The sequence below is a fragment of the Collinsella sp. LCP19S3_B11 genome (genome assembly GCF_052121915.1).
In the GTDB taxonomy this organism is placed as follows: Bacteria; Actinomycetota; Coriobacteriia; order Coriobacteriales; family Coriobacteriaceae; genus Collinsella.
Map to the genome: position 1 here is coordinate 61,061 of NZ_JBQKDI010000006.1, position 18,666 is coordinate 79,726.

At 60.8% G+C, this 18,666-nt stretch carries 13 protein-coding genes; 4 read left to right on the forward strand and 9 right to left on the reverse strand.

The window, feature by feature from the left end:
- Nucleotides 1–32: 32 nt before the first annotated feature.
- From ACTQV4_RS04930 to ACTQV4_RS04940, 3 genes are all read right to left on the reverse strand, one after another.
- Nucleotides 33–2,714: a DEAD/DEAH box helicase gene (locus tag ACTQV4_RS04930; protein WP_441540922.1), complete on the reverse strand. Its 2,682-nt coding sequence runs from the start codon at nt 2,712–2,714 to the stop codon at nt 33–35.
- Between the two features lie 267 nt (nt 2,715–2,981).
- Entirely contained in the window at nt 2,982–3,863 is an 882-nt protein-coding gene (gene trmB / locus ACTQV4_RS04935) for a tRNA (guanine(46)-N(7))-methyltransferase TrmB (RefSeq protein ID WP_441569405.1), read from the reverse strand.
- A 119-nt stretch (nt 3,864–3,982) separates the two neighbouring features.
- On the reverse strand, nt 3,983–4,855 hold the full coding sequence (locus ACTQV4_RS04940; protein ID WP_441569406.1) for a class I SAM-dependent methyltransferase: 873 nt from the start codon (nt 4,853–4,855) through the stop codon (nt 3,983–3,985).
- 267 nt (nt 4,856–5,122) lie between these two features.
- On the opposite strand from ACTQV4_RS04940, the gene ACTQV4_RS04945 reads away from it, so the two are divergent.
- The 4 genes from ACTQV4_RS04945 to ACTQV4_RS04960 all read left to right on the forward strand — a co-directional run bounded on the left by ACTQV4_RS04945 (nt 5,123) and on the right by ACTQV4_RS04960 (nt 9,616).
- Nucleotides 5,123–5,839, forward strand: a complete 717-nt coding sequence (locus ACTQV4_RS04945; RefSeq protein ID WP_441569407.1) for a helix-turn-helix domain-containing protein — start codon at nt 5,123–5,125, stop codon at nt 5,837–5,839.
- On the forward strand, nt 5,839–6,735 hold the full coding sequence (locus tag ACTQV4_RS04950) for a DUF4097 family beta strand repeat-containing protein (protein WP_441569408.1): 897 nt from the start codon (nt 5,839–5,841) through the stop codon (nt 6,733–6,735). Before ACTQV4_RS04945 ends, ACTQV4_RS04950 begins: the two co-directional genes overlap by 1 nt.
- 97 nt (nt 6,736–6,832) lie before the next feature.
- Nucleotides 6,833–8,740 carry an elongator complex protein 3 gene (locus tag ACTQV4_RS04955; protein WP_441540928.1) on the forward strand — a complete coding sequence of 636 codons (1,908 nt, stop codon included), beginning with the start codon at nt 6,833–6,835 and terminating at the stop codon, nt 8,738–8,740.
- A complete protein-coding gene (locus tag ACTQV4_RS04960; protein WP_441540930.1) occupies nt 8,741–9,616 on the forward strand; it encodes a spermidine synthase in 876 nt (291 codons plus the stop codon).
- Nucleotides 9,617–9,820: 204 nt separating this feature from the next.
- On the opposite strand, the gene ACTQV4_RS04965 is transcribed toward ACTQV4_RS04960, so the two are convergent.
- From ACTQV4_RS04965 to ACTQV4_RS04990, 6 genes are all read right to left on the reverse strand, one after another.
- Nucleotides 9,821–12,265, reverse strand: a complete 2,445-nt coding sequence (locus ACTQV4_RS04965; protein ID WP_441540932.1) for a DEAD/DEAH box helicase — start codon at nt 12,263–12,265, stop codon at nt 9,821–9,823.
- A 116-nt stretch (nt 12,266–12,381) separates the two neighbouring features.
- Nucleotides 12,382–13,680, reverse strand: coding sequence for an ATP-binding protein (locus ACTQV4_RS04970; RefSeq protein WP_441042131.1), 1,299 nt, complete (start codon nt 13,678–13,680; stop codon nt 12,382–12,384).
- Nucleotides 13,673–15,433: a TerB N-terminal domain-containing protein gene (locus tag ACTQV4_RS04975; protein WP_441540934.1), complete on the reverse strand. Its 1,761-nt coding sequence runs from the start codon at nt 15,431–15,433 to the stop codon at nt 13,673–13,675. The genes ACTQV4_RS04970 and ACTQV4_RS04975 overlap by 8 nt, the downstream gene beginning before the upstream one ends.
- A gap of 88 nt (nt 15,434–15,521) precedes the next feature.
- Entirely contained in the window at nt 15,522–16,238 is a 717-nt protein-coding gene (locus ACTQV4_RS04980) for a DUF554 domain-containing protein (RefSeq protein ID WP_427794195.1), read from the reverse strand.
- 88 nt (nt 16,239–16,326) lie between these two features.
- Nucleotides 16,327–17,286: a hypothetical protein gene (locus ACTQV4_RS04985; RefSeq protein ID WP_441540936.1), complete on the reverse strand. Its 960-nt coding sequence runs from the start codon at nt 17,284–17,286 to the stop codon at nt 16,327–16,329.
- Between the two features lie 712 nt (nt 17,287–17,998).
- Entirely contained in the window at nt 17,999–18,601 is a 603-nt protein-coding gene (locus ACTQV4_RS04990) for a hypothetical protein (RefSeq protein WP_427796119.1), read from the reverse strand.
- Between the last annotated feature and the right edge of the window lie 65 nt (nt 18,602–18,666).

The following is an 18,666-nucleotide window of genomic DNA, read 5'->3' on the forward strand; positions in this document are numbered from 1 at the left end:
GGCCCCGCTTCGTTTCGTTCCAATATGTTCGACTAGTCCTCGAGCAGGTCTTCGATAAAGCCGACGCGGTAGTTTTTGAAGATGACTTCACCGCCGTCTTGCGTGGCGTCCAGATCGACATCGCCCATGATGCCAAAGTCGTGGTCGCCGTCCTCGTCGGCAAAGATCTGGTGCACGTGCCATACGTGCGCGGTCTTCTCGTCGGACTCATCGATGGAAATCATCGCGGCGCTGCGGGCATCTCCGTCGGTGAGGATTTCCTCGTGCAGCTCATGGTAGGCATCGAGGGCCTTTTGCCAGCGGATCTCGCTCATGCCCCAGTCGTCGTCGAGCTCGCCCAGGTCGCGAACGTGCTCACGGGCGGCAAGGGTCACGCGGCGGAAGAGCGCATTGCGCACCAGCAGCGTGCAGCCGCGGCGGTCCGCCACGACCTCGTCGATGCCCTGTGGCGGCACGGCATCGAGGGCTGCCGGGTTGCCGGCGTTCTCCCACTCGTCCACCAGGCTCGAGTCCACCGAGCGCACCACAAAGCCCAGCCACGAGATAATGTCGCGCAGGTGCTCGTCGCGTTTCTCGATGGGTACGGTGCGGTCGAGCGAACGGTAGGCCTCTGCCAGGTAGCGAAGCAAAATGCCCTCGGAGCGGGCGATGCCGAGCTTTTGAATGTAACCCTTAAAATCGCTCGCGCTTTCCAGCATATCGCGCAGGACACTCTTGGGAGAGAGCTGGTAGTCGTTTGCCCAGGGCACTTCCTGGCAGTACTTGTCAAAAGCGGCGTCGAGCAAATCCTCGAGCGGCTTTTCGTACGTGACGTCTTGAATGCGCTCCAAGCGTTCCTCATACTCGATGCCGTCGGCCTTCATCTCGGCCATAGCTCGATCGCGTGCGGCGCGCTCCTGTGCGCGCAATACCTGCTTGGGGTCCTCGAGCGTGGCCTCGACCATCGAGATGAGGTCCATGGTATAGGTCTCACTTTCGGGGTCGAGCAGCTCCAGCGCGGCAAGCAAAAACGGCGAGAGCGGCTGGTCGAGCGCAAAGTCCTCGGGCAGGTCGACCGTCAGCGCGTAGTCGATGTCCGGCGCGGCGTCAGCCGGAGCGTCGGGTGCGGGCGGCACCTCGGTGCGCACGACGACGCCGGAGTCGATGAGCGTGGCGAAGATCTCGTCGGCGCGAACCTCAAGCTTGGCCTTTTCTTCGGGGGTCTGCAGGCTTGTCTCGATGAGGTCGTGTACGCGGGCTCGGGCATTGCCGCCCTGCTCGACCACACTAATCACCATAGAGTGCGTGATGCGCAGGCGTGGCTTGAGTGTTTCGGGTTGCGTCTCGATCAGGTGCTCAAAAGTTTGCTTGTTCCATGAGACAAAGCCCTCGGGCGCCTTTTTCTTTTTAATCTTACGGAGTTTTTTGGGGTCGTCGCCCGCCTTGGCCATAAGCTTGGCATTCTCGATCTCGTGCTCGGGTGCCTCGGCGATTACCATGCCCTCGGTATCGAAGCCCGAGCGACCGGCGCGACCGGCAATTTGATGGAACTCGCGGGCGCGCAGGCGACGCATTTTGTAACCATCGAACTTGGTGAGCGCGGTGAGCACCACGGTGTGGATGGGTACGTTGATGCCGACGCCGAGCGTGTCGGTGCCGCAAATGACGGGCAGTAGGCCCTGCTGCGCCAGGCGCTCGACCAGCAGGCGATAGCGCGGCAACATGCCAGCATGGTGCACGCCGACGCCGCATCCAAGCAGGCGCTTGAGAATCTTGCCAAAGGCCGTGGAGAAGCTCGTTCCCTTTGCCGCTTCTTTGATGGCTTCGCGCTGCTCCTTGCTGGCGATGCCAAAATTGGCGAGCGACTGTGCCGTCGCAAGGGCGGCATCCTGGCTAAAGTGCACGATATAGAGCGGGGCCTCGCCACGGCGCATGGCGAGCTCGACCGTGCCCTCGAGGGAGGTCGTCACATAGTCGTAGCTCAGCGGAACAGGACGCGGGGCATCGACAACCAAGTCGCAAGCAGCGCCGGTGTGCTCCTCGAGCGAGGCGGCGATGGCGGTGACATCGCCGAGCGTGGCGCTCATGAGCATAAACTGCGTGTGGGGCAGGGTGAGCAGCGGTACCTGCCAGGCCCAACCGCGATCGGGGTCGGCAAAGTAGTGGAACTCGTCCATGGCCACGCAGCCCACGTCGGCGCCCTCGCCCTTGCGCAGCGCATCGTTGGCAAGGATTTCGGCCGTGCAGCAGATGACGGGCGCCTTGGTATTGATATGCGTATCGCCGGTGATCATGCCGACGTTATCGCGGCCGAGTACCTGTACCAGGTCGAAGAACTTTTCGCTGACCAGGGCTTTGATGGGGGCCGTGTAATAGCAGCGCTTGCCCTGAGCCATGCCCATAAAGAGCATGCCCAGCGCGACGAGCGATTTACCCGATCCGGTCGGTGTGCCTAAAATGACGTGATCGCCGGCGGCCAGGTCCATGAGGGCCTCTTCTTGGTGATCCCACAGCTCAATGCCACGGTCGCTCGTCCATTCAAAGAAGCGTTCGAAGGCCTGATCGGGCGTGAGCCATGGTTCGGGCTCGCTGCCGTCCTCGGGCTCCCACCAGGTGGGAGAGAGCGCGCCGAGCGAGCCAAACTCGGCTTCGGTTCCCGTGCCGCCCGAGAACGAGCTGGCGGCGCCGGCACCGGAGACGGTGCTGGCGGCGGTATCTGTCGTGGTCTGTGCCATGTGTTTGCTTTCTCTCGCGATTGTCCGCCAACTATTATGGCGTAGCGTCGCATCGATGCTTTCGCAGGCAAGAAAATGCAGGAAATGGGCGTTCTGCCCAGCTGTTTGGTGCAGTTGCCAACTAAGTGAGTAGACTTTTTGCAATATCGCGAGCACATGGCTTTTGCGCAAAGGCTCTACCTGCGGTTTTAGTATTGGTTATGCGGGTTGTGCTTGGCTATTGCAAAAAAGTCTACTCACTTAGATTTGAGGGTCGTTTGCTGGCGCCTATTTGCGCTTGTTTGCCGAAGCCGCGACCATCAGAGGCCCCTGGGACTCCTGCGGTAAGCGCTTCTTGCCCTTGCGGGCGCGGTTTTTAAAGTTCTCGACGGCCTCTTCCATGCCGAGGGGCACGTAGGTGAGCTCATCGAGATTGTCGGGCAGGTAGCACGCAAGGCTTTGCTCCTGCGCGCGGCCCGCCGTGAGCTGTTCGTCGCTGGGCAGCGCGTCGGGAGTGGCGCAAATGCCATAGACGGCGGCACCCATCTCGCGCGTGCGGCGCTCGTATTCGGTCTCGGGATGCTCGGGATGGTCGCGGCGAACGTCGTCACTTACCCAAAGTGTGTCGTAGCCGGCCGCGGCAAACTGCCCCAGGGCGTAGTCGCGCAATGGCTTGCTGTCGGTGCGCAGCGTGACGGTGGCGCCGGCTGAAAAAAGCGGGCGGTAGAGCATCAGATGGTCGACATGGACGAGTCGTTTTTTGGCGTACTTGGCCTTAGGCTGCGGCGTGGGAAAGTTGATGGTGATGGCATCGAGCTCGCCTGTGGCAAACAGCTGCGGCAACGATGCGGCGCCTCGGGGCAGGACGAGTGCGTTGGTCAGTGCCTGCTCGCAGATTTTCTGTGCGGCATAGGCGATGCAGATGGGCTCCTGGTCCATGCCGATAAAGAGCGTGTTTGGCTCGTGGGCCGCGCGCTCTACAAGGTACGTCCCCTTGCCGCAGCCAAGATCCAGGTGAAGGTGTTCGAAAGACTTGCTGCCTGCGGGCGCACAGGCCTCGCGCCAATCTCCGGCATAGATTTCAGGGTTCGTCTCAATCGCATCGGCGTAGCGCTCCAGGCGCTCTTCGAGCACAAAGTTCTTAGGCGTGCGAACGTGGACGGCTCCCATGAGGCTCCTTGGTCAAAAGTATGGAACGCATAGCTGCGCGTTCCGTCAATGGGTTGAAAAAAGGGTAGGCATAGCTTGCCCGAAAGATGCGGTGCGGCTCGACGGCGAGTCGTCGGTGCCTACAGGCGCTTGAGGATTACGTAGCGGTTGAGCTCGCCACTGCGACCGTCGGCATGGAAGCGCTCAAGTTCGCGTACGGGAACCTCGCCGCTCTTGTAGAACGTACGAACGCCGCGCACCAGGTCGGTGATCTGCTGATCGTCAAAGTGGTGGCAATAGCGGTAGGCGTGGCGGTCGTTTTGCCAGCCAATGAGGTGGTCGCCGGCTTCAAACTGCGCTGAATCGTAACCCTCAAACGGCGGGGTGAGCTCGGCGCGGGCCTCGGCTCGAACGGCCTTGCGCGCCATGCGCTCGTCGTTCATAAACTCCCAAAAGCTAATGGCGATGATGCCGCCCGGGCGCGTCTGGCGCACCAGGGCGTCGAGCACGCGTACGCGGTACTCGCACGACGGCACGTGGTGCATAAAGCCAAAACAGACCGAGATGTCGGCGAGCGGGGCGTCGAAAAGCGCGTCGGGTGTCTCGGCGGGGTTGAGCTTCATGAGGGCGTCGAGCACGTCGAGTTCCTGGAAGTGCAGGTTGGGAATGCGCAGGGCGTGACCGTGCGCATCGATGGCCAGGTCTTGGCAAGAGTCGACGCCATAGAACTCAAACGGGCAGCTGGCATCTGCCGAGGAGTTTGCGTCGTCGATGCCCTTGGCGGCAAGTGCGCCGCCGGCGGCAAAGTTCTCGAATCGCATATTGCCGCAGGCGAGATCGAAGACGCGGACGGGATGCTCGATTGTGGCGACGTCGAGCTGCTCGTCCGCGATATCCATGGTGCGTACCCAGCCGGGCCACGGGGCCTGACGCGTATCGGAAAAGGAGGCGGAGTGCTCGCGATAGAACGTGTTGTTGAGCTGGATGAGCGATGAGGCGAAATCGCGGTTCACGGCGCGGGACTCCCTCCGTTGGCGGTGCGGAATTAACAGTACGACCATACTACCGTTAACGCCGCAACGGGGACAACCAAGCTACGTGTCATTGCTTTGTTTGGACACATTTCCGCAGCTCATATGCACCCGCAACCGCCGGTTGTCAAAAATCTCACTAGAATAGGTGGCATGCTTTTGGCGGTGGCGGATAGATTTTTAACTGTGCAAGGCGCCTTAAGAACAAAAACGGTCCGGCGGCACGGCTGGCATCACATAGGAGGAACCATGAATGTAGAAACTGCGCAGCGGCTCGCCGACCTTCGCCGCAGCAAAGGCTTTAGCCAAGAAGGGCTGGCGCGAAAGCTGGGGCTGTCGCGCCAGGCGGTCAGTAAATGGGAGCGCGCGGAGAGCTCGCCCGATACCGAGAACCTGATCTCGCTCGCCAAACTCTATGGCGTGATCCTGGACGAGCTGCTCAATCCGAGCGATGAGATCGAGGACGATATCGAGTTTGAGAACGAGGACCGCGCCCGTCAGCGCGAGGCCGAGGCGGCAGAGCGCGCCCGCACCCATGAGGCGGCGGCACGCGCCACCGAGGCGGCAACGCAGGCGAGTGATGCTGCGGCCAAGGCGGCACAAGCGGCAAGCTGGAGTGCGCAGGCCGCCAACGCCGCTACGGCGCAGGCGACGAGTGGCGGCGCAGTTGGCTCGACTCGAGCGAAGGGCCCGTTCCAGTCGTTCCCGTATTGGGCCGTGTGCTGGCTACTGTTCTTTTTGCTGATGTTCCCGTTTGGTGCCGGCCCCTTTGTTGCGCTCATCTTCTTTACGATTCCCATCTATCACTGGGTGGCGCGTGCGCTCGATGGCGATTGGGCACGCGGGGATATTCAGGTTGGTCCGGCACCGGTGACGGCTAGGGCTCGGAATGTTTCCGCTGCGGTTGATACTGACGTGGCTAGCGCGACTACCGCTGAGCCGATTGCCAAAGAGGGTGATGAATGATGAAGCTTTCGCATGAATCCAAGGTACGCTTGGGCGTTGGCGTCGGAGCGTTTGTGCTGATTATCGGGCTTGTGTTTGGCGTTTCGCGGCTATTGGCTCATTCCGATATGGTGCGTACGACCGGTATTCTATCTGGCCATTTGTCTGATTTTGACGATATGTTTGACGAGGACGATCTTTTGGATGGTGGTAACTATTCCGCTCGGCCTCAGCAACTTTCGAGTGCGACTTTTGATGCCGATGAGTTCCGCTACCTCGATTTCGATATCAATGCGGCTTCGGTGGACGTCAAGGTTGTTGATGGCAACAAGGCTCGCGTTATAGAGCGGGGGCGCGTTGCCGAGGGTATGGATGCCTCCAAGGCCGCGACGCAAAACATCGCATCCGTCGAGGACTCGACGCTCAAGGTTTCCCAGTTTGGAAGTGATGACGGTAAGGCAATCGATCGCTCAGTTACGGTTGAGCTGCCACGCCGTGTTGCCGAACATCTGAAGGGAGTCAACGCGCACGTGGGCTCGGGTGATCTGCAGATTGCCGGTGTCATCTGTGATGGTTTCGACCTTTTCCTGGGTGCGGGAGATGTAGAGTTTTCGGGCAGCGTGACCGATGCGCTCAGCGCTGAGGTCGGTTCGGGCGATGTGACGTTCGAGCTTTACCAGGCCCCCGCGAAGTCGATGGACGTGAGTGTGGGCTCGGGCGATGTGGAGATGACGGTTCCGAACTCGACGGGCTTTAAGGCGAGCGTCACCTTGGGCAGCGGCGACTTCGAGAGCGATTTCCTTCCGCTTGGCTACGACGGCGAGACCATTTTGAATCTTGAATTCGATAACGGCGATAAGTCTGCCACGTATCGTTTTGAGGTCGGTTCGGGTGACATGTCGTTTGATCCGGAGTGACACGCGGTTTTCGGAGATCGGTACATATAGGCGTGCTCTTTGATGGAGGCGCCGGAGCCGCGACGGGCTTCGGCGCCTTTGCCTTTACAATGGGGGCATGGAACAGATTATCTTGAACATACTTAAAGCCCTGCGTCGCGGCGAGACCGTGGACGACAAGGCGCTCGTCAAGCTGATACATGCCGAGGCGCGCCGTGAGGGTGCCGACAAACGCGATTTGGCCAAGCGCCGTCTGCTGCCGTTCTACCAGCGGGTTAAACGTGAGGAGCCGGCTCGTTGGGCTGGGTGGAATGTCGATGCCGAGCTAGAGCGTCAACTGCTGCAGGTGCTACGCATGAAGCCGCGCCGCACGGCCTCGGGCGTGGCGACCATTACCGTCATCACCAAGCCGTGGCCGTGCTCGGGCGATTGCCTGTTTTGCCCCAACGACCTGCGTATGCCCAAAAGCTATTTGCATGCCGAGCCCGCGTGCGCCCGTGCTGAGCAAAACTGCTTTGATCCGTATCTGCAGGTGAGCGCTCGTCTGACCGCGCTTTCGCAGATGGGGCATGCGACCGATAAGATTGAGCTCATTGTGCTCGGTGGTACCTGGAGCGACTATCCGCAAGGGTATCAGACGTGGTTTATGTCGGAGCTCTTCCGTGCGCTCAATGACGATGCCGTGGCTGGTGTGGCTGCCAACCCCATGTTGGCGCGTCCGGGCATCAGCCGTGCCGAGGCGGGGCGTCTGCTCGACGATGCACCCGCCGATGCGCTGCCGCCGGTGGTGGCGGAGCGTCGCGAGCGCTATCGGGCTGCCGGCATTGCGATAGACGAGGCCACGCTCGCTGCCGGCGTTGCCGACGAGCAGGAGCGTGTGGATGCTGCCGTGGGCGGCTATAACCGTGCGGTGCGTCGTTTGTACGGCCCCGGTACGCCATGGGGCGAGGTCGCCGAGTGGCAGACGGCAACGATGGAGGAGCTCGAGCGTCAGCAGCACATCAATGAGACGGCGAAGCATCGCGTGGTGGGACTCGTTATCGAGACGCGCCCCGATGCCGTAACGCCGCAGGCGCTTACGCTCATCCGCCGCCTGGGCTGCACCAAGATCCAGATGGGCATCCAGAGCCTCGACCAGCACCTGCTCGATATCAACGAGCGTCGCATTTCGGTGGGCCAAATCGAGCGGGCGTTTTCGCTTGCGCGCCTGTTTGGCTTTAAGATCCATGCGCATTTTATGCTCAACCTGCTGGGCGCCACGCCCGAGGGGGACAAGCGCGACTACGAGCGCTTTATGACCGAGGGGGCCTTTATGCCCGACGAGGTCAAGGTCTACCCGTGCGCGCTCATCGAGGGCTCGCGTCTGGTGGGCTGCTACGAGCGCGGCGAGTGGCGCCCCTATACCGAGGAGGAGCTGCTCGACGTGCTAGCCGATGACATCGTGGTGACGCCGTCGTTCTGCCGTATCAGCCGCATGATCCGCGATTTTAGCTCCGACGACATTATGGTGGGCAACAAGAAGCCCAACCTGCGTCAGCTCGTCGAGAACCGCCTGGCTGCTCGGGGCGACGGTGTGACGGTGCGTGAGATTCGCTATCGCGAGATCAGCACGGCGGGTGCCGACTTGGATGAGCTGACCCTTGACGAGGATGTGGCGTACGAGACGCCGGTGACGCACGAGCGCTTTTTGCAGTGGGTGACGCCGCAGGGCAAGATTGCGGGCTTTTTGCGCCTGTCGCTGCCCGACCATTCGTTTGTTGCCGCGCATGCGGACGAGTTGCCGACGATGCCGGACGAGGCGATGATTCGCGAGGTGCACGTGTACGGCATGGCGGCGCGCGTGGGCGACCAGGGCCAGGCGGCGCAGCATCACGGGTTGGGGCGTTTGCTCGTAGAGCGTGCGTGCGAGATTGCCCGGGATGCGGGGTATGCGCGCATCAACGTGATTAGCGCGATTGGCACGCGCGAGTACTATCGCCATCTTGGATTTTATGACCATGGCCTTTACCTGCAAAAGGAGCTCTAGATGAACAAGCCGAGTGTTTCTGCCGGCGTTGTTGCCGGCGTTGCTCTGGGAGCCGCGGCGCTGGGCGCGGCTGCCGTCGCCGTTCGCGCTGCCTGCCTGCAGGTCGCGCGAACCCGCAATGGATTGGCGCGTGTGAAACGCGTGCACGATGAGGGCGGCGATGAAGTCCGCGTATTGGTGCAAGGCAGTGTCTACCAAAGCGCGAGTTACGTCGGCGAGCGCTGGGCGGAGCCCGTCTTTGCGTATTATCGCGCGTTTGACGACGTGTTTGAGGCCGAGGATGCGATGCGTGACGTTTATGGTCACGGTATCAGCCGTATGCTTATGCTAGGTGGCGGCGGGTTTGCCTATCCCAAATTTGCGCTGATGTCGCACGAGGGCCTGCGCATGGACGTTATCGAGTATGACGGAGAGATCACGCGCCTGGCGCGCCGCTGGTTCTACCTAGACGAGCTAGAGCGCGCGGCGGGCGATCGCCTGCGGGTGATAACCGCTGAGGCTCGCTCGTATCTGGGTGTGACGAGTGTGGGCCATCGTCGCTACGACGTGGTCGTGAGCGATTGCTTTGGCGGTGCCGAGCCCGTAGGCGAGCTGGCGACGGTTGAGGCGTTGCGTTTAGTGCGGGGCAGCCTGAACCCCGGGGGTATCTACGTTGCCAATATCGTGAGCGCAAACGAGGGGAGCGATGTAACGTTCCTGCGCGACTGCGCTGCCACGGCACTCGAGGTATTCGCCCACGCCTGGGTGGTCCCCTGTGGCGATACAGAGTTCGGCGGCGAGGAAAACTACCTGCTCATCGCCAGCGACGGGAACTATGCCTTTGCCGAAGCCGTGCCCTTTGACGCCGACTTCCTCGGCGCCGTCCTTCACGACTAGCGCGTCTTTCTGCGACCAGTCTTTCTGGGACGGGGCTTTTTAGCTGCTTTCGGATGCCGGCTCGCTCCACATCGGGAGCAGTCAATTTGGGACGGGGCTATTTTAGCTATCCCTGCCACTAATCGGCCAAACCTTTCGCTTTACCTGCAAGGGCAGCTAAAATAGCCCCGTCCCAAATTGACTGCTCATATAGTCAGCCCCGTTTTATGCGTGGTCGCGCCAGCTGCGGACACGCTGCTTCATGCCATCTATGTCGAGCACGCCTTCGGCAAAGCCCTTACGCACGAGCTCTTCGGGAACGAACTCATCGTAACGATCGAAGTAAGGCACCTCGCCGGGATAGACGAGCTCGATGGGATCGAAGTCCTTCTCGGCCTCGGCGGCGAGTACCTCAAAGAACGTCTCTTCGTCGGCCTTCATCTTAAACTGCATAAAGTACGGGCGCGACGGGTCGAGTCCGCGAAGGCCCAGCTCCGCGGCACATTTAATCTTGAGCATGCGCTCGAGCGCCAAAAAGGCATAGCTGCCCAGCCAGGGGAAGAGCACCCAGGTGTCGCCGCCCAGGTTAATGAGTGGCCTAGTGCCCGCACCCGAAATCTCGGCCGTATGGCGAGCCTGCGCCAGACGGGCTCGCGCGTTGCCCATAAGGTATGGATATGTCGCGTGCTCGTTGAGCGCCTTGCGCATGCGCTCGAGTACATGCGTGTTGATGTCGCCGGGGCAGTCGCCAAAGTAGGCCGGCACACGGCCCTTGACCTGCGTAGCAAAGACGGTGTGGCGCTTCCAGTCCACTTCCTCGACAATCCAGCAGTGCCCGGCGATGGCGATGCGTTCACCGGGCGGTGGGGGATTGACGATCGTGCCCAGCTCGGCCGACTCGCTGCGGACGGTGAACTCCTCGTTTTCCTGGAACACGGCGTAGAACTTAAAATTGTTGATGATGCGCTCGCCCGCGAGGCCCACGATGAGTCCGCCGCCCTCGGTGACCTGGATATGGTCGATCTTAATGAGGTGACGCAGCAGCACGCGATAGTCATCGGCTGAGACGCGGTGGAAATAACTGAGCGTGAGCACGCGCTGGGCAAGTTCTGCCGGCGTGAGCTCTCCGGTGCTGGCAAGCGTCGACATAGTCTGGTGATAGAGCAGACTGTAGGGGAGTCGATCGAGCTCGGGCGGCTCGACCCACTTTTCCTCGCGATAGAGTTGTACGAGTGCGATGCCCTGCAGGAGCTTCCACGGAATGGTTTCGGGCATCATCGTGCGCGGCTCGGGCTCTTCCTCGCGCATGACAAACCACATCTCGGGCGGAAGGTCGCGGCGTCCCGTGCGGCCCATTCGCTGCAAAAAGGAACTGACGGTAAATGGCGCATCGATCTGAAATGCACGCTCCAGACGGCCGATATCGATGCCAAGCTCAAGCGTAGAGGTGGTGACGGTCGTCTGTGCCTGCTCCTCATCGCGCATGAGCTCTTCTGCCGTCTCGCGCAACGATGCCGAAAGATTGCCGTGATGGATGAGGAAACGGTCAGGCTCGTGTCGGCTCTCGCAGTAGCTGCGCAGCATGGAACATACGGCCTCTGCCTCCTCGCGCGAGTTGGCAAAGACCAGACACTTGCGCCCGCGGGTGTGTTCGAAGATATAGCCCATGCCGGGATCGGCGTTGTCGGGTGCGGTGTCGGTGGGGTTGAGGAGCGCTTGCTCGGCGGCCCGGGGGATGTCGACTTCGCCCTCGGGGGCCGAAGAAGTTTGGCGGTCCTTGGGAGCGGCCTTGCCCCGTGCTCGCTCACGACGTTGACGGCGCTCCTCCTGTGTGGGCTGTCCGCTGTGGCTCGTGCCTTGGGTGTCGGCCGGCAGCGCCGTGGGTGCCGCTGCCTCAATGCGCTCGGAGGCAAGCACTTCGGCCTCTTGAGGACCCATGCTCTCGAATCCCCGCTGCTGTGCCTGGGGACCCGAGTTGTAGAAGTGCTCCATGGAGATGCGCCACACGCGGCGCGGTTCCTCAAAACGGGGGATAACGCAGTCACGTCCCGTTCCCTGTGAGAGAAAAGCGCCCGTGCGCTCGGGGTCGCCGATGGTGGCCGAAAGGCCAATGCGTCGAGGCTGCACGCCGGCCATGCGCGAGAGTCGCTCGATAAGGCAGAGCGTCTGCCCGCCACGGTCGCCGCGCATGAGCGAGTGGACCTCGTCGATGACCACATAGCGCAGGTCGCAAAACATGCGCGGGATCGCCATGTGCTTATGGATCAGGAGCGCCTCGAGTGACTCGGGCGTAATCTGTAAGATGCCGCTCGGCTTTTTGATGAGCTTAGCCTTGTGCGACTGCGAGACATCGCCATGCCAGTGCCAGACAGGGATATCGGCCTCTTCGCAGAGGTCGTTAAGGCGGACGAACTGATCATTGATGAGCGCCTTGAGGGGGCCGATGTAGAGGGCGCCCACGCTCGCGGGCGGCCTCTCCCAAAACTCGGTCAGGATGGGAAAGAAGGCCGCCTCGGTTTTGCCGGAAGCCGTGGATGCCGTCAGGAGCACATTGTCTTGTGTGTTAAAGATGGCATCTGCCGCCGCAACCTGAATGGAGCGGAGACTCTCCCAATCGTGGGAGTAGATGAAGTCTTGGATAAACGGGGCGTAGCGGTCAAAGGCGTTCACGGGGCCTCCTTTCAAAAGCGAATCTCTCAACGCGGCGGGCAGTGGCTTGCTGCATGACTGCTTCAATGTTTGCCCAGATAAAACCTGCCAAAATAAACCTGTCCCTTTTTGGCAGGTTAGATGGCGAATTCGGCGAAGTTGCGGTCGGCGCCTGCGGTGCCGGTGTCGTCTGTTGCGGCTGCTGGTGCGTCACCGCCGACGCTTTGCAGCAGCTCGGCCACGTTGGCGTCGGGGTTTTGGCATAGGATGTCGAGCAGCTCGATAAAGTCACGAATGACTTCGCGCGGCGTCAGATGCGTGTCGGCTCCCACGCGACCGAACTCAATCTTGAGGAAGTCCACCAGGTCGCTCTCGGTAAGCGTGGGCGTCCAGCCAAAGTAGCCGGCGTGAATTTGCATGAGTTTTTCGATCAGCACCAGCAACTCTTCGTAGGTGAGTGGCTGCAGACGGATGATGGGCGCGAGCATGTCCTTAAGGTCCTCGCGTGCAAAGCGGCCCTGAGCGAGTCGGCTGCGCAGGGCCTCGTAGGAGAACACGCCGCGGCGGCGGTCTTCGATGGAGGTTGGCGTGCCGCCCATGATCATGCCCAGGTACTGCGCCTTGCCCTGGAGCGTGTCATTGTACATGGTCAGGATCTTCTCGTAGTTGTATTGGCGCGTGATCGCGTTGGGAATCTTATACAGATTCACGAGTTCGTCGATGAGCACCAGCATGCCCTTGTAGCCGCTGCAGACCAAAAAGCGCGCAATGAGTTTAACGTAGTCGTACCAGTCGTCATCGCTGATGATGGTTGAGGAACCCAGTTCGGCGCGAGCCTCGCTCTTGGTGCGGTATTCGCCGCGGATCCATTTGGTTACGCGGCTCATGGCCTCTTCATCGCCCTCGGATACGGCCGTGCGGTAGCGGCGGAGCATGCGGGCGAAGTCGAAGCCGTGGACCATCTCCTCGAGCGGGGCCAGTTGGGCATTGACGACCGACTCGTCGACGTCGGCACACGAGGCGACCCAGCGATCCAGAATAAGGTTGAGCGCACCGCCCTCGGGGCGCGTCTTGGTCGATATGTTGCGGATGAGCTCACGGTAGGTGGCAAGGCCCTGCCCCTGACCGCCCTGCAGGCGGCGCTCGGGCGACAGGTCGGCATCGGCGACGACGAACCCCTCGCCCATGGCGTGCGTGCGGATGGTCTGGAGCAAAAAGCTCTTGCCTGCGCCGTAGCGACCGACCAGAAACCGGAAGCTCGCGCCACCGTCGGCGATGAGACTCAAATCGGTGAGCAGGGCGCGGATCTCGACCTCGCGCCCTACGGTGATATAGGGAAGGCCGATGCGCGGGACCACACCGCCCTTGAGTGAGTTGAGAATGACGGCAGCGACGCGCTTGGGCACGCGGGGTGCTGCGGATGCGGTATCACTCATGGTCTAGGTATCCTCTCACGTCTGCTTCGTAATCCTCGATAATTTGCGGTCCTGCCGCGCCGAACTCGATAACGGTGTCTCCCACCAGGTCAAAGAGCGTCTCGTTGATGCTGTCGACGAGCATATCCTCGCTCTGGCCCGACCTCTCCACTGCCGATGTCGCTTGCGCTGTGTTTTGCTCGAGGAGCGCGCGAAGAAAGGCATCTTCGGCGGGCGCGAGTTTGTTCGTAGCTTCGGCAGACGCGGGCGTTACGGGTGCGGGCGCAGGCACGAGGAGCGGTGCCATGACGCCAAACTCTTCGGCGGAGACAGTCGGCTTGTCGGGTTCGTCTTGCTGTATGGTCATCTCGCCAGGTTCGGCAGTCATGCCGGGCGCAGACTCGCGGCCCAGCTGCTCGATAAACGTTGCCTCGGCTTCCACGGGCGTGCCGTCCTCGCGCTCCTCATCAATCAAAAGCGCTTCACGCGTTTGCGCGGCGGCGCTCCGAATGTGCCCCAGCTGGCTCAAATCGATATCGATCTTGACGGGCTGGTGTGCGGCATCCCACGAAAGCCATGCCACGATCTCGTCATCGATGATTTTGGCCAGATATTTGGGGACCTTCTCCTCCTTCAGGGGGCGGGCGGGGGCTAGGGCCAGGCGCAGACGTTGGTCGCAGGCGCGCATCATTTCGCCAAGCTTGCTGCTCTTTTGCCTGCTGCTGTGAATTCGCATGCATTCCCAAAAACCGTTTTGGCAGCGGTAGATATGGATGGGGTCAAGACGGTATTCGCAGTCCTCGTGGCGCTCGGGCGCAAAGAACACGGCCGAGGCAAACATGGTATAAGGCATGGCCGTCTCCTCCCCAAACAAGCTCGCCACGATACCGGTCTTTCGGTGCGTGTCATAGTAGCGCGCCATGCGGACGTACACGGCACATGCCACGTGGCGTAGGTCGCGATGGTGGCTGCGATCGAGTCTAGAGTTATCGAGGTTATACGTGGAGAGGGCGTTGATAGCGGCCATGAGTCGCTCCTCGCCCGCCTCGTCGGGCGGGAGGGGGAGCGTAGGCTCGGAGGTCTTACGACGCGCAGGCGGCAGATCCGACGGCGTCGGTGCAGGTGCAAGGTCTCGAGCCGCGCGCCGCAGCTCGATAAGGGCGTTATCGAACATGACGGTTTTAGAGTCGCGAAGCAGTTTGGGGTCGAGCCCGTGGAAAACGGCGTAATCTTGCAACCACACGCGTGCAAACCGGTCGATGCCGGGCTCGAAGGCACGATAGGCATTCCAAAAGGCCTTGATCTTGCTAAAGCCATCGAGTGGGTCATCTACGCCAATGCCGCAGATCAGCTCATAGAGATACAGGAAGGCAAAGGACGTAGACGTTTCCTCGACAGTTCCGCGGCGCACTTGGGCACGCCAGGTAAAGTAGCCGCGCAACTGTCGATCGCTCATGGCATTGTAGGTGGGAAAGTACGACTTAAAGGTGCCGTTGTAGGGACAATCGTCCTCGAAGTCGGCCATCAGCAGGCCTTGGCGGTAAAAGAGCTCCGCCTCCGATAGCCAACGTCCCGCGCCGCCTTTGGGATCATCTTGCCAGCGCGATATCTCGCGCATCTTGCGGTACTGGTCGGGGAGGAAGTTCTGCATCTGTCGACCGGTCTTGAGAATCGGCTCGTCAGCATAGATTTCGTTTGAGAAGCGGGCGGACTGATGGGTCCGGGCCTCGGCCATAATGCGCTCGATGAGCATCTTGACGTCCTGGTCGGCCACCGCTTCTCCTCTCCTAACGCAGCTTCGGTGACCTCATATCATAGCACAGCATCAAACAGGTGTTCGAGAAACCGCTACGTAGATAGATTTAGAACAAGAGGGCGTAGATGACCGCCACGACGACGGAGGGGAGCATGTTGGCCGTGCGGAAGGTCTGAGGTCGAATAAGGTTAACCCCAACACAGAAGATGAGCATAGAGCCCACAAGCGAAAGGCTGTCGAGGGCTGCGGTGGTCATGATGGGGGAGAGTGCGCCGGCAAAAAGCGTGATCGTGCCCTGGAATACGGCAACGGGCAGGGCCGAGAAGATGCAGCCGCGGCCAAGCGAGGCCGTCATGGTGCAGACGATGATGCAGTCCAGCGCGCCCTTCAGGGCAAGCGTGGACCAGTCGCCGAGCAGACCGTCCTGAATCGATCCTACGATGGCCATGGCACCGATACACACGGTGAGCGATGCCGAGACAAAGGCGTTGGTGAACTCGTTGTCGCCTTCGCTGCCGGTTTTGCGCTTGAGCCATTCGCCGAGGTTCTCGATGGCGGCCTCCAGGTTGATGGCCTCGCCGATGAGCGAACCGAGGGCAAATGAGACGATAAGCATGGTGGTGCCGGTGGTCGCCAACGCCTCTCCATCGATAACGAGCATCTTTTGCATGGTGCCGCCCAGGCCGATAAACAGAACACACAACCCCGACGCCTTCATGAGCGTGTCTTGGATGCGAGGCGAAATGAAGCGCCCACCCATAAGGCCAAGCAGACCGCCCGCGATCAAAAGCGCGACGTTGATGATCGTTCCTAAACCCGGCATGGACCCTCCTGTAATTGATGCCAACGCGGCAATCGTAGCAGAACGGGGAGGGGGCGCTCAGTATCCGAGCCAAGCGGCGGTTAGCGGTCTAGGACAGGATGGGGCTAAAGTCGAAGCGCAGCGTCATGAGGTGCTGTGGGGATTCGATGGCTGCGGCAATGATGTCGGCATCTCGTGCGCGATCGAACCCTTCAAGTTCCATTTGATAGGGGACGTCTTCTTGAATACCGATGCGACGAGGAACCAAAAGCTTGGTTCCGTCGAATTCTTCGGTTCGCGTTCCGTCTGCTGCAACGGAATAAAGGTGTAACTTGGCGGTCGTTGTGGCATCAAGTGCCGAGATAGCTTGGATATCGTTCGATGCGCTCTTTGCTCCCACTGCTGTAAGTGCCGTAGGCGCGACGACTTCGCCCGAAGGCAAAAAGACGGTATTGGGGAATGCGATGAGGATATTTTTGCGGCGGGGCGCATTGGCAGCGACTGGCTCAATGCTTGCAGCATCGACGGTTTCCGTGTGGTCGAGCGCGACCATCATGCAACAGTTGCCTTCGTCGACACCTGGGGGAGCGGCAAAGTCCAGGCCGTCTTTCGGTTGGGAATCGCCTAGTTCGGTGGCGCTTCCGCTTGGCTTCTCGAGAGGAACCGCAGCGTTGTCTTCTGATGATGCATCGTCAACATGTGCCGGTGCGTCTGCGACCTCGTCTTTGGGGGATTTGTCATTATCGCTCGATATAGGAGCGGCAATCTCGACGGACCCCACTCCGTGCCATGTCATTTGGAGCAGCGCCGGATCGGTGAGAATGCGCTGCACGCCCGGCGCCTGGGCATCGATATTGATGGGGGCGGGTTCTGATCCGCGCGTGAGGTTAAGCGAGCCCTTCTGCCTGGTGCTTTGAGCCTTTTGGTCGTCCGCGTCGCCAGCGTAGAACAGCAAAGGCGCATCTCCCGTTGCGATGGCTTCGGTGTCCGCCTTGGTCAGCCGCAGCGACGCCGTAAAGGAGATGATGGCTGCGCGCCATCGACATTCGAGGGAACGCAGCCCAGGCATACACCCCCTTCTTCATGGGCCGCGCTGTCGAAGACGACTTTTGCCCCGTTCGCCGAGTCATCGACCGAGGCAATATCGATGCGCAGCTCTAAGTCGCATGGGTCGCCATCGGCGTCGACTGCAGCCGATTTCCATGTGCAGATGGCGCAACCTGTCCGGGGGCCGTTCTCCTTGTCCGGTCGATTGATATCCACGACTATCGAGTCGACCGTATTGCGGTGAAGGCATCCCGAGGTTCGGACCGTGGCATGTGCGAGCGAAAAACGTTGGCAGGCGACGATACCCGACGAATTCGACGCGGGGTTCAGAGCTTGCGGTAAGGAGCTTGCGGTAAGGAGCTTGCCGTGGCGGACGTCGCCCAAGCGGCGAGAGGCGTACCGCTCGCCAGTGCGCTGCAGAGCGCGGCAACGGGCAAAAGGTTTTTGGGTGCCATGGTTCTCCTATTTATTCCGCGTACTCCGGTCGTGCTTGGCTATTGGTTGCGTTTGATGTGCAGGCCAAGGCACGTCAGTCCTGCTCCCACCGTGGCGACGCCTACCGCAATGAGTTGCCGGGTGTCGCTCGTCTGGACGAGCGGCTCGTGACGGCTGCCGCGATTAAGGCCCGAAAGATCGACGGTCACTTCTGTGGCCGCCTGCGCTTGCTCTTGTTGAGCAAAGGCATTGCGGGTGCGGACGCCAAGATGCCGACGATGGCGGCCAGTGCAATCGCCTTAGGACGTGGCGTGCGCACCGGGCTCGACCGTCCAGGTGATGCTTGCCACTTGATCTCCCGTACCGGTGGCGTGGTAGATGTCACGCGTGACGCGGGCGACGTGGCCACTCACATTGAGCCTAATTTTGTCCGTTCCGTCGGCAATGTCCTTGTACTTCATGTCGAAGCTTGCGTCTTTGGAAAGATCGAGGCCCGTAGTCTGAGTCGCCGAGCTGGCATCCTTTTCTGCCTTATCGGGGCCAACCTTAAAATCGATGGAGTTCTGGGCCGAGCCCGTCTTTGCGTCTGCAACGATTGTCCAGTCGTTCTTGGCCGTGACCTTCATGTTGGTGACGTGGATGCCGTATGCCGAGAGGTTGTCGATGGTAATCGTCTTGTCGGAGGGTCCTACAAGCGTTCCGTCGGCTTTGGCGGCAAAAGGGATGACCGTTGGCGCCTTAAACGAAACATTGCTAATGTCGGCCTTCACCGTCACATCGGTGGTTCCAACGCGCACCTCTGCCATGGCCGCCGTTGGCGCGGCGCCCATCGCAAGTGCGAGCGTAAGCCCTGCGCCCACGGCGAGTGCCCTGGCTCCGCTCAGGTTCATGGGTGTGTTCATAATCGATCCTTTCTGCTCGTCACGGACTGTTTCCGTGATGGTTGGACGAATGGGGACAGGGTGCT

Excerpts from the sequence above, each read along its gene's own strand:
- ACTQV4_RS04930 (WP_441540922.1), bottom strand. The coding sequence starts at position 2,714 with ATGGCACAGACCACGACAGATACCGCCGCCAGCACCGTCTCCGGTGCC.
- trmB (WP_441569405.1), bottom strand. The coding sequence starts at position 3,863 with ATGGGAGCCGTCCACGTTCGCACGCCTAAGAACTTTGTGCTCGAAGAG.
- ACTQV4_RS04945 (WP_441569407.1), top strand. The coding sequence starts at position 5,123 with ATGAATGTAGAAACTGCGCAGCGGCTCGCCGACCTTCGCCGCAGCAAA.
- ACTQV4_RS04950 (WP_441569408.1), top strand. The coding sequence starts at position 5,839 with ATGAAGCTTTCGCATGAATCCAAGGTACGCTTGGGCGTTGGCGTCGGA.
- ACTQV4_RS04955 (WP_441540928.1), top strand. The coding sequence starts at position 6,833 with ATGGAACAGATTATCTTGAACATACTTAAAGCCCTGCGTCGCGGCGAG.
- ACTQV4_RS04960 (WP_441540930.1), top strand. The coding sequence starts at position 8,741 with ATGAACAAGCCGAGTGTTTCTGCCGGCGTTGTTGCCGGCGTTGCTCTG.
- ACTQV4_RS04970 (WP_441042131.1), bottom strand. The coding sequence starts at position 13,680 with ATGAGTGATACCGCATCCGCAGCACCCCGCGTGCCCAAGCGCGTCGCT.
- ACTQV4_RS04980 (WP_427794195.1), bottom strand. The coding sequence starts at position 16,238 with ATGCCGGGTTTAGGAACGATCATCAACGTCGCGCTTTTGATCGCGGGC.
- ACTQV4_RS04985 (WP_441540936.1), bottom strand. The coding sequence starts at position 17,286 with ATGCCTGGGCTGCGTTCCCTCGAATGTCGATGGCGCGCAGCCATCATC.
- ACTQV4_RS04990 (WP_427796119.1), bottom strand. The coding sequence starts at position 18,601 with ATGAACACACCCATGAACCTGAGCGGAGCCAGGGCACTCGCCGTGGGC.